The organism is Erwinia aeris, assembly GCF_041224955.1.
Taxonomy (GTDB): domain Bacteria; phylum Pseudomonadota; class Gammaproteobacteria; order Enterobacterales; family Enterobacteriaceae; genus Erwinia; species Erwinia aeris.
The window spans coordinates 126,895-142,598 of the sequence record NZ_JBGFFX010000014.1 but is presented as its reverse complement, the minus strand read 5'-3'; the positions used below and the strand labels follow the sequence as shown (position 1 = coordinate 142,598).

16 protein-coding genes are annotated in these 15,704 nt (G+C 58.5%); 14 read left to right on the top strand and 2 right to left on the bottom strand.

Translation table 11 applies throughout. From position 1 onward, the window contains the following. Window positions 1–441 precede the first annotated feature (441 nt). Window positions 442–1,353, bottom strand: a complete 912-nt coding sequence (locus tag AB6T85_RS19900; protein ID WP_253459656.1) for a formate/nitrite transporter family protein — start codon at window positions 1,351–1,353, stop codon at window positions 442–444. 241 nt (window positions 1,354–1,594) lie between these two features. Here AB6T85_RS19900 and ccmA point away from each other — a divergent pair, with 241 nt between their 5' ends. Genes ccmA through mlaA form a run of 10 tightly spaced genes read left to right on the top strand, consistent with a single transcriptional unit; the run spans window position 1,595 to window position 9,270 of the window. After that, on the top strand, window positions 1,595–2,212 hold the full coding sequence (ccmA, locus tag AB6T85_RS19895) for a cytochrome c biogenesis heme-transporting ATPase CcmA (RefSeq protein ID WP_253459658.1): 618 nt from the start codon (window positions 1,595–1,597) through the stop codon (window positions 2,210–2,212). Further along, entirely contained in the window at window positions 2,212–2,871 is a 660-nt protein-coding gene (ccmB, locus tag AB6T85_RS19890) for a heme exporter protein CcmB (RefSeq protein ID WP_369896425.1), read from the top strand. The genes ccmA and ccmB overlap by 1 nt, the downstream gene beginning before the upstream one ends. Window positions 2,872–2,916: 45 nt before the next feature. Then, window positions 2,917–3,657, top strand: a complete 741-nt coding sequence (locus AB6T85_RS19885) for a heme ABC transporter permease (RefSeq protein ID WP_253459661.1) — start codon at window positions 2,917–2,919, stop codon at window positions 3,655–3,657. Beyond that, window positions 3,654–3,869 (top strand): heme exporter protein CcmD, encoded by a 216-nt coding sequence (ccmD, locus tag AB6T85_RS19880; protein ID WP_301251963.1) that lies wholly within the window; start codon window positions 3,654–3,656, stop codon window positions 3,867–3,869. The genes AB6T85_RS19885 and ccmD overlap by 4 nt, the downstream gene beginning before the upstream one ends. Further along, window positions 3,866–4,330, top strand: a complete 465-nt coding sequence (gene ccmE / locus AB6T85_RS19875) for a cytochrome c maturation protein CcmE (protein WP_253459666.1) — start codon at window positions 3,866–3,868, stop codon at window positions 4,328–4,330. Before ccmD ends, ccmE begins: the two co-directional genes overlap by 4 nt. Continuing rightward, the gene (locus AB6T85_RS19870) at window positions 4,327–6,273 is read left to right on the top strand and encodes a heme lyase CcmF/NrfE family subunit (protein ID WP_301251961.1); all 1,947 of its coding nucleotides are present in this window, start codon (window positions 4,327–4,329) and stop codon (window positions 6,271–6,273) included. The genes ccmE and AB6T85_RS19870 overlap by 4 nt, the downstream gene beginning before the upstream one ends. Continuing rightward, a complete protein-coding gene (locus tag AB6T85_RS19865; RefSeq protein ID WP_253459670.1) occupies window positions 6,270–6,824 on the top strand; it encodes a DsbE family thiol:disulfide interchange protein in 555 nt (184 codons plus the stop codon). The genes AB6T85_RS19870 and AB6T85_RS19865 overlap by 4 nt, the downstream gene beginning before the upstream one ends. Further along, a complete protein-coding gene (locus AB6T85_RS19860) occupies window positions 6,821–7,273 on the top strand; it encodes a cytochrome c-type biogenesis protein (protein ID WP_301251960.1) in 453 nt (150 codons plus the stop codon). Before AB6T85_RS19865 ends, AB6T85_RS19860 begins: the two co-directional genes overlap by 4 nt. Then, window positions 7,270–8,481 (top strand): c-type cytochrome biogenesis protein CcmI, encoded by a 1,212-nt coding sequence (gene ccmI, locus AB6T85_RS19855; RefSeq protein ID WP_253459674.1) that lies wholly within the window; start codon window positions 7,270–7,272, stop codon window positions 8,479–8,481. The genes AB6T85_RS19860 and ccmI overlap by 4 nt, the downstream gene beginning before the upstream one ends. A gap of 27 nt (window positions 8,482–8,508) precedes the next feature. Beyond that, window positions 8,509–9,270 carry a phospholipid-binding lipoprotein MlaA gene (mlaA, locus tag AB6T85_RS19850; protein WP_253459676.1) on the top strand — a complete coding sequence of 254 codons (762 nt, stop codon included), beginning with the start codon at window positions 8,509–8,511 and terminating at the stop codon, window positions 9,268–9,270. 59 nt (window positions 9,271–9,329) lie between these two features. Here mlaA and fadL read toward each other — a convergent pair whose 3' ends face one another. Beyond that, window positions 9,330–10,616, bottom strand: a complete 1,287-nt coding sequence (gene fadL / locus AB6T85_RS19845) for a long-chain fatty acid transporter FadL (RefSeq protein ID WP_253459678.1) — start codon at window positions 10,614–10,616, stop codon at window positions 9,330–9,332. A gap of 369 nt (window positions 10,617–10,985) precedes the next feature. On the opposite strand from fadL, the gene AB6T85_RS19840 reads away from it, so the two are divergent. The 4 genes from AB6T85_RS19840 to sixA all read left to right on the top strand — a co-directional run bounded on the left by AB6T85_RS19840 (window position 10,986) and on the right by sixA (window position 15,592). Then, window positions 10,986–11,282 (top strand): YfcZ/YiiS family protein, encoded by a 297-nt coding sequence (locus tag AB6T85_RS19840; protein ID WP_253459680.1) that lies wholly within the window; start codon window positions 10,986–10,988, stop codon window positions 11,280–11,282. A gap of 193 nt (window positions 11,283–11,475) precedes the next feature. Further along, the gene (gene fadI / locus AB6T85_RS19835; protein ID WP_253461262.1) at window positions 11,476–12,786 is read left to right on the top strand and encodes an acetyl-CoA C-acyltransferase FadI; all 1,311 of its coding nucleotides are present in this window, start codon (window positions 11,476–11,478) and stop codon (window positions 12,784–12,786) included. Then, window positions 12,786–14,939, top strand: a complete 2,154-nt coding sequence (gene fadJ / locus AB6T85_RS19830; protein ID WP_301730517.1) for a fatty acid oxidation complex subunit alpha FadJ — start codon at window positions 12,786–12,788, stop codon at window positions 14,937–14,939. Before fadI ends, fadJ begins: the two co-directional genes overlap by 1 nt. A 170-nt stretch (window positions 14,940–15,109) precedes the next feature. Further along, on the top strand, window positions 15,110–15,592 hold the full coding sequence (gene sixA, locus AB6T85_RS19825; RefSeq protein ID WP_125288302.1) for a phosphohistidine phosphatase SixA: 483 nt from the start codon (window positions 15,110–15,112) through the stop codon (window positions 15,590–15,592). Window positions 15,593–15,704 lie beyond the last annotated feature (112 nt).

Sequence of the window (15,704 nt, the reverse complement as noted above, 5' to 3'; positions counted from 1 at the left end):
GTAGCTGAGTAGCTGAGTAGCTGAGTAGCTGAGTAGCTGAGTAGCTGAGTAGCTGATTAAGCTGGCCGCTGAGTGATTAACGTTGATCTGAACAAGGTTGAGCAAAGAAGCCGTTAGCCGATTAGTGGAAGATAGTTGCGCTGGATCAAGAACTGCGATCTGACAGAGGACTAATGTAAAGCGAATTCAAGCAAGGTTACTCGTTTGTTTAGCTCATAAAAGAGGTCGCTATGTCCCTGAAACTGTCGCTCGGTCTTATCATGCTGGTCTGGCTGGCCTATGTCGCTTTCGCCAGCAATTTCTATATGCACACTTTTGCGCTGTTCAGCTAAAGCCGCCCCATAGCTGGATGCTTTTTCTGAACTGCCCGCCGATAACGGCAGCGCCCCCTATGAGACGACTGCCGCTTAGCGATAACTTTAGCGGCTTGCCGCCAGCCGGTTAACCCTCTTCAGCCTTCTCTTTCTTATCACGCTTTTTCTTCGCTTCGGCTTTCGCTTTCGCCTCCGCTTTAGCGCGGGTGCTCATATCGTTGCGGATCTGCGCGTGGCTAATCAGTGCAAAAATAAAGGTGCCGCCGATAATATTGCCGGCCAGCGTAGGAAGAGCAAAAGGCCATAAAAATTCCTGCCAGCTGATAAGACCGTTAAAGACCAGATAAAGGACTTCTACCGAACCCACCACGATATGCGCCAGGTCGCCCAGCGCCACCAGCCAGGTCATCAGCACAATTATCCAAATTTTCGCGTTGCCGGCGGAAGGAAACATCCAGACCATCGTGGCGATAATCCAGCCGGAGATCACCGCATTGGCGAACATCTCGCCCGGCGTGTTTTCCATCACTTTCTGGCTGATAGCCACAAAAGCCTGCCGCGTGGCATCGTCAAAGATCGGCATATGGGTAAAGGCCAGCGAAGCCAGCGCCGTTCCGATCAAATTGCCGAACAGCACTACGGCCCACAGCCTCAGCAGCAGGACCAGATTGCCACCGGTTGGTTTGTGCATAACCGGCAGTACGGCGGTCACGGTGTTCTCTGTAAACAGCTGCTGGCGCGCCATAATGACAATGATAAAACCAAAGGTGTAGCCAAGATTTTCCAACAGAAAAGCGCCGGGCACGCCGTCAAGATGCGCCTGAAAAATCCCTTTCGCCATCAGCGAGGCGCCCATAGAAAGCCCCGCAGCGATAGCCGAAAACAGCAGCGCCAGGCCGTCGCGCTCCAGCTCTTTCTCGCCGTCCTGGCGTATCTCCTCATGGATAGCCGCCGCACGCGAGGGCAGCGCTTCCTCATCCACCTCTATCTCTTCTCCTTCACGTTCTTCACTCTCGACTTCCACATTATCTTCTTTCATTCTTCCTGCTCCCGTAATCGACACTCCGCCTAAGCGTAGCGGGTTTTAGCGTTGCTGAAATGTAACTGCGTTTCAGAATAAACGTAACAAGGATTTAACGAAGCGGCATTTTTCGCCATTAAGCGGCCTGCACAGGGCATAATAGCGGCAACTTAAGCATCCAGTGATACCGCGCAGGCTGCGATACCATTATCAGCTGTGGTACTATTTCACGCACTATTAACAAGCGCGATGCCACCTGATGCTCCAGGCCCACAATCTGACCTGCGTTCGTGATGAACGTATGCTGTTCAGCGAACTCAGTTTTACCGTTTCCGCAGGCGATATCGTTCAAATAGAAGGCGCCAACGGCGCGGGAAAAACCTCGCTGCTGCGCATTCTGGCGGGCTTAAGCCGGGCTGAGCAGGGCGAGGTGCTTTGGCAGCAGCAGCCTGTGCGCAAACAGCGAGAAGTCTGGCACCGCGCGTTACTCTATCTGGGGCATCAGCCCGGCGTGAAAGCGGTGCTGACCGCACGGGAAAATCTGCAATTTTTTCATGCGCTGGAGCCGGAAGAAAAACTGTGGCAGGCGCTGGAAGAGGTCGACCTGGCGGGATATGAAGAGGTGCCTGTCGCGCAGCTTTCCGCGGGACAGCAGCGTCGCGTTGCGCTGGCCAGGCTCTGGCTGAGCCGTTCCCCGCTGTGGATCCTTGATGAGCCGCTGACCGCTATAGATAAATCAGGCGTGACAAAGCTGATGGCGCTGTTTGCCCGTCATGCCGATAATGGCGGTTCAGTGATCCTGACCACCCATCAGGAGCTGCCGGGATCGGCGCAGCGCGTGCGCAAAATTCGGCTTTCCGTCACGGAGGCGGGATGATGATCGGACGCATTATTATGCGGGAGCTGCGCGTGGCTTTTCGTAGCGGCGCGGAAGTGGTTAATCCGCTGTGGTTTTTCCTGATCGTTATTACGCTGTTTCCGCTGGGGATTGGTCCCGAACCGCAGCTATTAGCGCGTATCGCGCCGGGCATTGTCTCGGTCGCCGCGCTGCTCTCTTCGCTGCTGGCGCTGGAAAGGCTTTTTCGCGATGATTTTATCGATGGTTCGCTGGAACAGCTGCTGCTGTTGCCGACGCCGCTGCCGATAACGGTATTGGGGAAAGTGATCGCGCACTGGCTGGTGACCGGCCTGCCGCTGCTGCTGCTTTCGCCGCTGGTGGCGCTGCTGCTGTCGCTGGATTTCGCCACCTGGCGTGCGATGGCGCTTTCTCTGCTGTTGGGCACCCCGACGTTAAGTTTCCTGGGCGCGATAGGCGTAGGATTAACGGTCGGGCTGCGACGCGGCGGCGTTTTACTGAGCCTGCTGGTGCTGCCGCTGGCGGTGCCGGTACTGATTTTCGCCTCGGCGGCCATTGACGCTGCGGGAATGGGCCTGGCGATAAACGGCCAGCTGGCCATCCTCGGCGCGATGCTGGTCGCCAGCGCAACACTGGCGCCTTTCGCTACGGCTGCGGCACTGCGGGTTAGCGTACACTAACAATAACAGACAGAAACGCGTTTCTTTTTAGATGAGCAATTAACAATGTGGAAATGGTTACATCAGTCAGGGAAGCCCGACAGGCTTTACCAGTTATGTGGTCGCCTGCTGCCCTGGTTTGCAGTTGCCGCGACGGTTACGTTAGCCACCGGCTGGATATGGGGATTTGGTTTTGCGCCGTCCGACTATCAGCAGGGCGACAGCTATCGCATCATTTATATTCATGTTCCCGCCGCGATGTGGTCAATGGGTATCTACGCCGCCATGGCGATTGCCGCGTTCACCGGCCTGGTCTGGCAGTGGAAAACGGCCGATCTTGCCGCTGCGGCGATGGCGCCCGTCGGCGCGGTGTTCACCTTTATCGCGCTGGTCACCGGCTCCGCCTGGGGGAAGCCGATGTGGGGAACCTGGTGGATCTGGGATGCGCGCCTGACCTCGGAACTGGTGCTGCTGTTCCTCTATATGGGCGTAATCGCGCTTTATAACGCCTTTGACGATCGCCGTATGGCGGGCCGGGCGGCCGGCATCCTTGTCCTGGTGGGCGTGGTAAACCTGCCGATAATCCACTATTCGGTGCAGTGGTGGAATACGCTGCATCAGGGCTCTTCCGGCGTCTTCCAGCAGGCGATAGCGCCTTCCATGCGCACGCCTTTACGTTGGGCTATTGCGGGCTTCTGGCTGCTGTTTATCTCGCTGACGCTGATGCGTCTGCGTAATTTGCTGCTGTTGAGCGAGCGCCATCGTCCCTGGGTAAGGGAAGTGGCGGAAAAAGGAGCGCGCCAATGACGGCTTTCTCATCCTGGCAGGCCTTCTGGGCGATGGGCGGCTACGCCTTTTACGTCTGGCTTGCCGTCGCCTGCACGCTGATGGCGCTGGGCGCGCTGGTGCTGCACACCATCATTAGCCGTCGGCGGCTGTTGGCCGACATTCGCCAGCGCGAGTCGCGGGAACGCCGCATCAAAGCGGCAAAAATGAAAAAGCAGGGAGCATCATCGTGAATACCCGTCGTAAAAATCGCCTGCTCGTAGCGATTGCCATCCTGGCCGGACTCGGGCTGGCAACCGCACTGGTTATGTATGCGTTACGTTCGAATATCGATCTGTTCTACACCCCCAGCGAAATCCTGAACGGCAAAGGCGAAAGCCAGCAAAAACCGACGCCGGGCCAGCGTCTGCGCGTCGGCGGCATGGTGATGCCCGGCAGCGTCAAGCGCGATCCCAACACGTTACAGGTTTCCTTTAAACTCTACGACGCTAACGGTGTGGTCAGCGTAAGCTATCTTGGCATCCTGCCGGATCTGTTCCGGGAAGGGCAGGGCGTGGTCGCGCAGGGCGTGCTGGAGCAGGGCAACCTGATCGAAGCGAAAGAAGTGCTGGCGAAGCATGATGAAAAATACACGCCGCCGGAAATTGAGGATGCAATGAAAAAGAACCATAAGATTGCGGTGAACCAGCCATGATACCGGAAATCGGCAGTTTTCTGCTTGCACTGGGCGTGGCGCTGGCGCTGCTGCTGAGCGTCTATCCCCTGTGGGGCGCTTCCCGTCAGGACAGACGGCTGATGGGCCTGGCCAGGCCGCTGAGCTACGCGCTGTTCGCCTGCGTGCTCGCCGCTTTTATCGTGCTGGTGCACGCCTTTGTGGTGAATGATTTCAGCGTCGCTTACGTCGCCACCAACTCCAACACGCTGCTGCCGGTCTACTACCGTATTGCGGCGACCTGGGGCGCGCACGAAGGTTCGCTGCTGCTGTGGCTGCTGCTGCTCAGCACCTGGACGCTGGCGGTCGCGTTGTTCAGCCGCGCGATGCCGCTGGATTCCGTGGCCCGCGTGCTGGCCGTCATGGGCATGATCAATCTTGGCTTTTTGCTGTTTATCACGCTGACCTCAAACCCGTTTACCCGCACGCTGCCTGACTTCCCGATCGACGGCAGCGATCTTAACCCGATGCTGCAGGATATCGGCCTGATCTTCCATCCGCCGCTGCTTTATATGGGCTACGTCGGGTTCTCCGTGGCTTTCGCTTTTGCCATCGCCTCGCTGATGACGGGCAGGCTGGATACCGCCTGGGCGCGCTGGTCGCGTCCCTGGACCACGGCGGCCTGGGTTTTTCTGACCGTCGGTATCGTGCTCGGCTCGGCATGGGCCTATTACGAGCTTGGCTGGGGCGGCTGGTGGTTCTGGGATCCGGTAGAAAACGCCTCCTTTATGCCGTGGCTGGCGGGTACGGCGCTGATCCACTCGCTGGCGGTAACGGAAAAGCGCGGCACCTTTAAGGCCTGGACGGTGCTGCTGGCTATCACCGCGTTTTCGCTCAGCCTGCTGGGGACGTTCCTGGTGCGTTCGGGCGTGCTGATTTCGGTGCACTCTTTCGCCTCCGATCCGGCGCGCGGCATGTTTATCCTGGCTTTTCTGGTGATCGTTATCGGCAGTTCGCTGCTGCTGTACGCCATCAAAGGCAGCAAGGTGCGCGGCCGCGTACAGAACGAGCTTTGGTCGCGCGAATCCTTCCTGCTGGGCAACAATATTCTGCTGATTGCCGCCATGCTGGTGGTGCTGCTCGGCACGCTGCTGCCTTTGGTGCACAAGCAGCTGGGCCTGGGCAGCATCTCTATCGGCGAACCTTTCTTTAATACGCTGTTCACCTGGCTGATGGCGCCGCTGGCGCTGCTGTTGGGCATCGGGCCGCTGGTGCGCTGGCGTCGCGACGAGCCGCAAAAGCTGTGGAAGCGGCTGGCGCTGGCGCTGGTTGCCACGCTGGCGTTGTCCATTTTGCTGCCGTGGCTGATGCAGGACAGCATTGAAGCGATGACGGTAGTGGGATTGCTGATGTCGCTGTGGGTTATCTTCCTGACGCTGATGGAGCTGCACGAGCGCGCTACCCATCGCCATCGCTTTTTCACCGGGCTGCGTCACCTTTCACGCAGCCACTGGGGCATGGTGCTGGGGCATCTTGGCGTCGCCGTGACCGTTATCGGCATCGCTTTCAGCCAGAACTACAGCGTGGAGCGCGATGTCCGTATGCGTGCGGGCGATACGGTTGATATCCATAACTATCACTTTATCTTTCGCGATGTGCGTAACCTACAGGGCGCAAACTACACCGGCGGCGTGGGCATCATCGACGTAACGCGCAACGGCAAGCATGAAGCAACGCTGCATGCCGAAAAGCGCTACTACAGCGTGGCGCACACTATGATGACCGAAGCGGCAATCGACGGCGGCTTTACGCGCGATCTCTACGCGGCGCTGGGCGAAGAGCTGGAGGATAATTCCTGGGCGGTGCGTATCTATTACAAACCATTCGTGCGCTGGATCTGGTTCGGTGGCCTGTTTATGGCGGCCGGCGGCATATTATGCCTGCTCGATCCGCGCTATCGCTCGCGTAAAAAGGTGCCGGCATGAAAAAGACCCTTTATATTCCGCTGGCGCTGTTTCTGCTGCTGGCCGCCGCGCTGATGTGGCAACTCACCCGCAACGCCAACGGCGACGATCCGACAAAGCTGGAATCGGCGCTGGTAGGCAAGCCCGTGCCGGTTTTCCGGCTGGAATCGCTGGACAGGCCCGGCAAAATCTACGACCAGTCGGTACTGCATGACGGTAAACCGATCCTGCTCAACGTCTGGGCGACCTGGTGTCCTACCTGTCGCGCCGAACACCAGTATCTCAATACGCTGGCGGTACAGGGCATCCGCGTCGTGGGGCTGAACTACAAGGACGATCGCAGCAAGGCCGTTAACTGGCTCAACTCGCTGGGTAATCCTTATGCGTTGAGTCTCTACGATGGCGACGGTATGCTGGGGCTTGATTTGGGCGTCTACGGTGCGCCTGAAACCTTTTTAATCGATGGCAAAGGGATTATTCGCTATCGCCACGCCGGGGATATGAACGACCGGGTATGGAACAGCGAAGTAAAGCCATTGTGGGATAAATACAGCAAGGAAGCAGGCCAATGAAACGCGTATTACTTCTCGCCGCACTGATCTTCTCTTTCGGCGTACTGGCGGACAACATAGACACCTACCGATTCTCATCGGTAACCCAGGAGCAGCAGTACCGGCATCTGACGGAATCGCTGCGCTGCCCCAAATGCCAGAACAACAGCATTGCGGATTCAAACGCGATGATTGCCGCCGATATGCGGCTGAAGGTTTATCAGCTGCTGCAAAGCGGCCAGACGCCGGAGCAGGTCAAAGCCTGGATGGTGGCGCGCTACGGTAATTTCGTCACTTACGAGCCGCCGGTGATGGCCTCCACGCTGATCCTGTGGGCTGGCCCCGTGCTGTTTGTAGTCGCGGGCGCGGTGGTGATGGTACTACGCAGCAGAAAACGCACCGGTTCCGGGCTGGATGCGGAGCAGCAGGCGCGGCTTGACGCGCTGTTAAATAACAGGAAGCAACCATGAGTGAATTCTGGCTCACCGTTCTGGCTTTACTGGTGGCCGCCAGTACGCTGCTGCTGATCGCCGGAGGCCGCAAGCGCGCGGCGCTGGCGACAGACCGTGACACGCTGAACAAAACTTTTTACCATCAGCGCCTTCAGGAGCTGGAGCAGGACGAAGCGCAGGGCGTCGTGGCAGAGCGCGCGGAGATGATCCGCGAGCTACAGCAGACGCTGCTGCTGGACATTCCTCAGGAAGCGCCAACCCACGAGCGCGCGCTCAGCCGCTGGGTCTTGTTGCCCGGCGTGGTGATTCTGGTGGTCGTCAGCCTGGGCGTCTATTTCAAAACCGGCGGCTTTGCGCAGGTGCTTGCCTGGCAGCAGGTCAATAACGAACTGCCCACGCTGCGGGCGCAGCTGATGGATCCGCAGGCAAAGCCGCTGACAATGGAACAGCTGGCCCGGCTTGGGCTGGGGATCCGCACCTCGCTGCAACAGGATCCGCGCAACGTAAGCGACTGGCTGATGCTGGGCCGTATCGGCATGGTGCTGAACAACGCCGCTACGGCAACCCAGGCTTTTCGCCGCGCCATGCAGCTTGCTCCCACGGATCCGGAAGTAAAGCTAAGCTACGCCGATGCCCTGACGCGCTCGCAGGATCCGCAGGATAATCGCCAGGCAACGGCTATGCTCAACGAGATGGTGAAAAGCGACGGCGACAATATTCGCCTGCTCAGCCTGTTGGCATTTAATGCTTTTAGCCAGCAGCGTTACGCGCAGGCCACAGCGGTCTGGCAAAAGATGTTACAATTGTTACCGGCCGACGATAAGCGGGTGGCGGCGATCCGCCGCAGCATCGAGCAGGCTAAAACCGAGTCCGGCGGACAAACCAGCCGCCTGGCGCTGACCGTGACGCTGGCCGCCGGCGCGGAAAAGCAGCTGCCCGAAGGCGGCGTGCTCTATATTTCTGTTTCCGACGGCGTGGCGAAAGTGCCGGTGGCGGTGAAAAGAGTGCCGTTGAGCCATTTCCCGCTCTCGCTAACGCTGGATGACAGCAACGCCATGATGCCGGAGCGTCTGCTCTCGGCGCAGCATCAGGTTCAGGTGCGCGTGCGCATCTCGCGAGACGGCAGCGCCAATCCGCAGGCCGGCGACTGGTTCGGTGCCAGCGCGGTCACGCCTTTCGATGGTCATCAACAGCTGGCCGTTGAGATTAACCAACAGCAGCCGTAGTCGGCTTGATTTAACAGGGAGAGAGAGATGAACTACCGCGTGATGGGCGTGGCGTTGGCCAGCGTACTGCTGATTGGCTGCGCCAGTTCGCAGACGGCGGATGAACCCCAGGGGCGCTCCGATCCCCTGGAAGGGTTCAACCGCACGATGTTCGACTTTAATTACAACGTGCTGGATCCCTATGTTGTTCGTCCCGTCGCCGTCGCCTGGCGCGATTACGTGCCGGTGCCCGCGCGCAGCGGCCTGAGCAACTTTCTCGGCAACCTGAGCGAGCCGTCTACCATGGTGAACTACTTTATTGAGGGCAAGCCCTATAAAGCGATGATCCACTTTAACCGCTTCTTCCTGAATACCATTCTGGGTCTGGGCGGCTTTATCGACGTGGCCGGCATGGCCAACCCGACGCTGGCGAAGGAAGAGCCGCGCCGTTTCGGCAGCACGCTGGGCAACTATGGCGTGGGTTATGGCACCTATGTTGAATTGCCGGGCTACGGCAGCTTTACGCCGCGTGAAGACGTGGGCGGCATGGTCGACGATCTTTATGCACCGCTGAGCTGGCTGACCTGGTGGATGACCGCCGGTAAGTGGGCGCTGGAAGGCGTGGAAACCCGCGCGCAGCTGCTGGATTCCGACGCTATTCTGCACAACAGCAAAGATCCCTATGCCTTTGTCCGCGCGGCCTATTTCCAGCGCCACGATTTCCTTGCCAGCGACGGCAAGCTGATCCCGCAGGAAAACCCGAACGCCGCCGCCATTCAGGGCGATTTGGACGATATCGACGCCAACTGATTTGCCGCATGCTGTTTGCAAAAAAGGCCCGAATCGGGCCTTTTTTATTGGCTTAAGCCTCAGAACTTGTAGTTAAAGTTAGCGCCGTAAAGCCAGGCTTTGCCGGTGGAACGGAAAGTATAGGGGCCTTCCTCTACCGTGACGTGCTGGCCGTGCATATAAGAAAGCCCCACGTCCACGGACGCATCCTGATTAAAGGCGTAGGACGCGCCGGTGCTTAGCCACAGGCGATCCTGATCGGGGATAGAGATGGAGCGCTGATCGGCAGGTACCGGGCTGTCATCAAACGCGATACCGGCGCGAAACGTCCAGTTATCATCGTAGAAGTAGGACGTGCCCAGCGCGAGGCGGTAAGCATCCTTATAGCTCTCTTCCTTATAGAACAGCGTCTGACCGCCGCTGCCGGTGGCCTTCAACTCCTGGAACTGGCTCCAGCTGGTATAGGTCAGGCTGTAGTGTACGGCCCACTGCGGGGCAACTTTATGGTAGCCCGAGACTTCCCACATTTCCGGCAGGTTTAGCGTCAGCGCGCCGGGAATGGTCGATCCGCTGGTGCCATAGGGCAGGCCCAGGTTAAGCGCCTGATTAAGCGGGTTGATAGCGCCCGGAATGCTGCTTTTATAGTCGCCGTCGAAATCGACTTTAACCTCGGAACGGTAAGTAAAGCCGAAGCGGTTATCCTCATCCACTTCGTACAGGATGCCCGCGTTCCAGCCGTAGCCCCACTCATCGCCCTTCAGGTGCGCAATTTGCGTATCGGTTGGAAAGCCCAGCGCGCGGCCCGCTTCGCCTGCGTAACGTTCAATCTTCGCGCGCGCATAGACGGCATCAAAGCCGACGCCAAAGCTGAAATGCTGATTCAGTCTATAAGCGGTGCTTAAGTTAAAGTTAACGGTTTGCAGATCCGTTTTACCGGCATACGGCCCGGCGGCGTAATCATTATTAAATTCCGTCGCCAGTCCATAATTAGCGGTCGCGGACGCGCCCAGCCACCACTGGTCGTTTAGCGGCTGCACGTAATGGAGATTGGGCACCCACTGCGTGGGCGCGATATTGTCCGCGTTCAGACTCTGGCCGGACAGGCTGCTGGTGCCGTCAATACTGACGCCCGGATCGATAAAAACCGCGCCTGCCGAAAACATTGGACGATCCATCAACGCCATGGTCGCCGGGTTACGGCTGGCGGAAGCGGCGGTATCGCCCATTGCGCCTTCGCCAGAATAGGCACGACCTAATCCGGCAGAGGAAAATTCATGAAGTTGAAAGCCGGCTGCAAAAGCATGGGAAGAAACAATGGCCACTGCGGCTGCAAGAGCAGACTTCGCAAACAGGTTTTTATGGTTCATGACCACAACCTCTTTATCTGATTTTATTAATACCGTTACGCAGGCAACGGCAGGACGCTACAGAGGGGCTGAAAGACGGCTAACTAATCAGACCAGTGGCCCCAGTATAGGTCTGGCCCCTGTAGTTGTTGCAATATTGTTTTATAAATATTTCTAAATTGATCAATAAAAAGCGATCTGCTTAACAAAAACCTGCGAGTCACAACAGGCGGCGTTGAGTCTAGCCTGTTTCAGATCAAATTTATCTTTGATTTTCATTACCGGATGACGCTTATTCACTGAATCACCGGACAGAAAAAAAGGGCAGGCGTAGAATAAAAGCATTATGACCTTAAGTCCGCCCCGAGCGGCCGCTAACCGGAGGATCTTATGACCCACGCCATCAATAAATGTAGCGCCAACGAAACCGCCGCCTGTTGCTGTGTGGATGTCGGTACTATCATGGATAACACCGACTGCACAGCCAGCTGGCGTCACCTGTACGAAAATCGCCAGCAGGCTGAAGCCGCCCTGCAGGAGCTTATCGGCAAGGCGCGCCAGGTGGAATCCGAACCTTGCGATATCGTCGGCCGTTTCGAAGAGAAGCCGGACGGCGTGCAGCTGGATGCAGATTTTACTTTTAGTTGCCAGGCAGAAACGATGATCTTTCAGCTGGCGCTGCGCTAATTGTTCAACGCGGAACCGCCGGGCCTGGCCCGGCATTCTTAAAAAAATGAGTGGGCTACGCCCGCTCATGGTTCCCAAAACCGTGGTTTCCCTCGCACTTTTCTTTTTCACATTATGCAAAATGTAAAAATATGGTTAACAATAAACAGGTCTGACCTCTTTTGGCAGTGATGCCGCTGATTTTTACAGGTGAATAATGAAAGCGCTCCCCTTGCTGACGCGTCAGGGTCAACGCATAGCGATAACGCACGGTTTACGCACCCCTTTTGCTCGCCAGGCCACGGCGCTTCAGGCTATCCCGGCTATTGAGCTGGGGCGAATGGTGGTCAGCGAACTGCTGGTACGCAGCGATATCCCGCCCGACGTTATTGAACAGCTGGTGTTTGGCCAGGTGATCCAGATGCCCGAAGCGCCGAATATCGCGCGCGAAATCGTCCTCGGCACTTCCTTAAGCGTACATACCGACGCCTATAGCGTAAGCCGCGCCTGCGCCACCAGTTTCCAGGCCGTCGCTAACGTGGCCGAAAGCCTGCTGGCCGGCACCATTCAGGCCGGTATTGCAGGCGGCGCGGACTCCGCTTCCGTCTTGCCTATCGGCGTCAGCAAACAGCTGGGCCGCGTGCTGGTGGACCTCAGTAAAACCCGCTCTCTGGTGCAAAAATTACGGCTGCTCAGCCAGCTTCGCCCGCGCGATTTGCTGCCCGTGCCGCCTGCCGTAGCGGAATATTCCACCGGCCTGCGCATGGGCGATACCGCAGAACAGATGGCGAAAAGCTACGGCATCACGCGCGAGCAGCAGGACGCGCTGGCGCATCGTTCGCACCTGCGTGCGGCAAAGGCCTGGGAAGAGAACAGGCTGGCGCAGGAGGTAATGACGGCCTGGGTGCCGCCGTGGCGCAGCCCTTTACAGCAGGATAACAACGTGCGCCTGCATTCCAGCCTGAAAGATTATGCCCGGCTACGTCCCGCTTTCGACCGTAAACACGGTACGGTAACGGCGGCTAACAGCACGCCGCTCACCGACGGCGCGGCAGCGGTAGTACTGATGACGGAAGCGCGCGCCAGAGAGCTGGGCATTACGCCGCTGGGCTATCTGCGCAGCTACGCCTTCACCGCCATCGGCGTGCAGGAGGATATGCTGCTTGGCCCGGCCTGGGCATCGCCGCTGGCGCTCGACAGAGCAGGCATTACCCTGAAGGATTTAACGCTTATTGATATGCACGAGGCATTTGCGGCCCAGACGCTGGCCAACCTCAACATGTTCGCCGATGAGCGGTTCGCTCGTGAAGTCCTGAACCGGCCTCATGCGCTGGGCGAGGTGGACGAAGAAAAATTTAACGTGCTGGGCGGCTCTATCGCCTATGGACATCCTTTTGCCGCGACCGGCGCACGCATGATCACCCAGACGCTGCACGAGCTACGGCGTCGCGGCGGCGGCCTGGGGCTGGTCACGGCCTGCGCCGCTGGCGGTCTTGGTGCGGCTATGGTTCTGGAGGCGGAATAATGACGGCATCCGCATTTACATTCAGCCTGCGTGCCGACAACGTGGGCGTCATTACTTTCGATGTGCTGGGTGAAAAGCTCAATACGCTAAAGGCAGAATTCGTCGGGCAGATCCGGGAAGTGATTGCGCAGGCGCGTCGTCAGCCGGAGCTGGCTGGCCTGGTTTTTATCTCCGGCAAGCCGGACAGTTTTATCGCGGGCGCGGATATCACCATGATTGCTGCCTGCCGCTCGGCAGAAGAGGCGGCTGCGCTGGCGCGACAGGGGCAAAAGGTCATGGCAGAGATCGCCGCCTTGCCTTTTCCGGCGGTGGCCGCCATTCACGGCGCCTGTCTGGGCGGCGGGCTGGAGTTGGCGCTGGCCTGCCACCAGCGCGTCTGCACGCTGGACGAGAAAACGCGGCTGGGCCTGCCGGAAGTGCAGCTGGGCCTTTTGCCCGGCTCCGGCGGCACGCAGCGGCTGCCCAGGCTGATTGGCGCCTCTCACGCGCTGGATCTGATGCTGACCGGCAAAACGCTGCGTGCAAAGCAGGCGTTAAAGCTGGGCCTGGTGGAAGAGGCCGTGCCGCAGACAATTCTGCTGGAAACGGCGGTGGACATGGTGCTCAGAGGCCGACAGCCGCGCCGCGTGCTGCCATTGAGCGAGCGGATGCTTAACGCGCCCATGGGACGCGCGTTGCTCTTTAAGATGGCGACCAGACGGGCGGAAGCGAAAACGCGCGGTAACTATCCGGCCACGCGCAAAATTCTTTCGGTGGTGCGTACCGGCCTGCAGCAGGGCCGTAGCGCCGGTTACGCCGCCGAGGCTAAAGCGTTCGGCGAGCTGGCGATGTCGCCGGAATCCATCGCGCTGCGCGGCCTGTTCTTTGCGACCACGGAAATAAAGAAAGAGAGCGGGGCACAGGCGGCGCCGCAAGAGGTGAAATCCGTTGCGGTGCTGGGCGGTGGACTGATGGGCGGCGGCATTGCTTACGTTACCGCCTGTCGGGGAAATCTGCCGGTGCGCATCAAAGATGTGCGGCCGGAAGGGATTACGCATGCGCTGAAATATAGCTGGGATCTGCTGGAGAAAAAGATCGCGCGCCGCCAGCTGACGCCGGGTCAGCGCCAGCGGCAAATGGCCCTGATTAGCGGCGGCCTGGACTATCAGGGATTTCGGCGTCGTGACCTGGTGATCGAAGCGGTATTTGAAGACCTTTTTTTGAAGCAGAAAATGGTGGCGGAAGTGGAGGCTAACGCGTCGCCCGACACGATTTTCGCCTCCAATACTTCCTCGCTGCCGATTAGCGATATCGCCGCGCACGCCCGCCGCCCGGAGAATGTTATCGGGCTGCACTATTTCAGCCCGGTCGACAAAATGCCGCTGGTGGAGGTTATCCCCCACGCGCAGACCAGCGAGCAAACCCTCGCTACCACGGTAAAGCTGGCGAAATTGCAGGGTAAAACGCCGATAGTGGTGGCGGACAGCGCCGGGTTTTACGTTAACCGTATTCTGACGCCCTGCATCAACGAGGCGCTGCGCTGCCTGCTGGAAGGCGAGCCGATAGAAAACATTGATGAGGCGCTGGCGGACTTCGGCTTTCCCGTCGGGCCGATCCAGCTATTGGATGAGGTCGGCATCGATACAGGTGCCCATATCCTGCCGGTGCTGGCCGCAGCCTGGGGCGAACGCTTTCAGGCGCCGCCCGCGCTGGACGCCGTCCTGAACGATAACCGCAAAGGACGCAAAAACGGGCGGGGATTTTATCGCTACGGCAAGAAAGGGGGCGGCAAAAAACTGCCCGATGCGACAATTTATAAATTACTGAACGTTCATCCAAAAGCGCACCTGAGCAAAGAGCTTATCGCGCGACGCTGCGTAATGATGTTGCTGAATGAAGCGGCGAGGGCCTTTGATGAAAACGTGATTCGCTGCGCGCGCGACGGCGATATTGGTGCGGTATTCGGGATAGGTTTTCCGCCGTTTACCGGCGGCCCGTTCCGCTATATGGACGCGCTGGGCGCGGGGCAGATAGTGGCGCAGCTGGAACAGCTTTCCCGCACCTGCGGCGCGCGTTTTACCCCCTGCGAACGCCTGCAAAAAATGGCGCAAACGGGAGAAACCTTTTACAAAACTACAGGTAAGGCGAATACCCAGCCTGTTTCAACGGGTTAGATCGGACGCTTCTGAAAGGTGCTGATAACCGTTTGTCAACAGGCGGTTATTTAGTAAACAATCGGTTGACTTGCCTTCTGGCATTAGGGTACAACACAGCGTTCATTCACAGAGTGAAGAGTCGGAAAACCTGATTTTCCGGCGTTTATGTTTAATAACAGCGGTGCAATATGCAAGTTTTCATTATGCGTCACGGCGATGCGGCACTGGATGCAGCCAGTGATGCGGTACGGCCTTTGACCCACTGCGGCTGCGACGAGTCGCGGCAGATGGCAGGCTGGCTCAACGGTCAGAAAGTGGATATCGATCGGGTGTTGGTCAGTCCCTATTTGCGAGCTGAGCAGACGCTCTCTACGGTACGTGAAGCGCTGATCCTGCCCGTGGAGCAGGAAGTGCTGCCGGAGCTGACGCCGGGCGGCGATCCGGCGCTGGTGGCCTGCTATCTTCAGGCGTTGGCGAAGGAAGGCGTCAAAGCGGTGCTGGTGATTTCCCATCTGCCTCTGGTGGGCTATCTGGTGTCCGAGCTTTGCCCGCAGGAAACGCCGCCGATGTTCGCCACTTCCGCCATCGCCAGCGTCACGCTGAACGACGAAAGCGGCTGCGGCAAGCTGGAATGGCAGGTCAGCCCTGGACGGCTGGCAAAAGCGATGTGATCGCACCGGGCCGGTTGAACCGGCCTGAGGTTGTTGACAAACTCATTCTCCGCCATCAAGTGGCTTTCAGGCTGGTGAAAAGCAGCAGAGGCAGATCGGAACACGGACACGC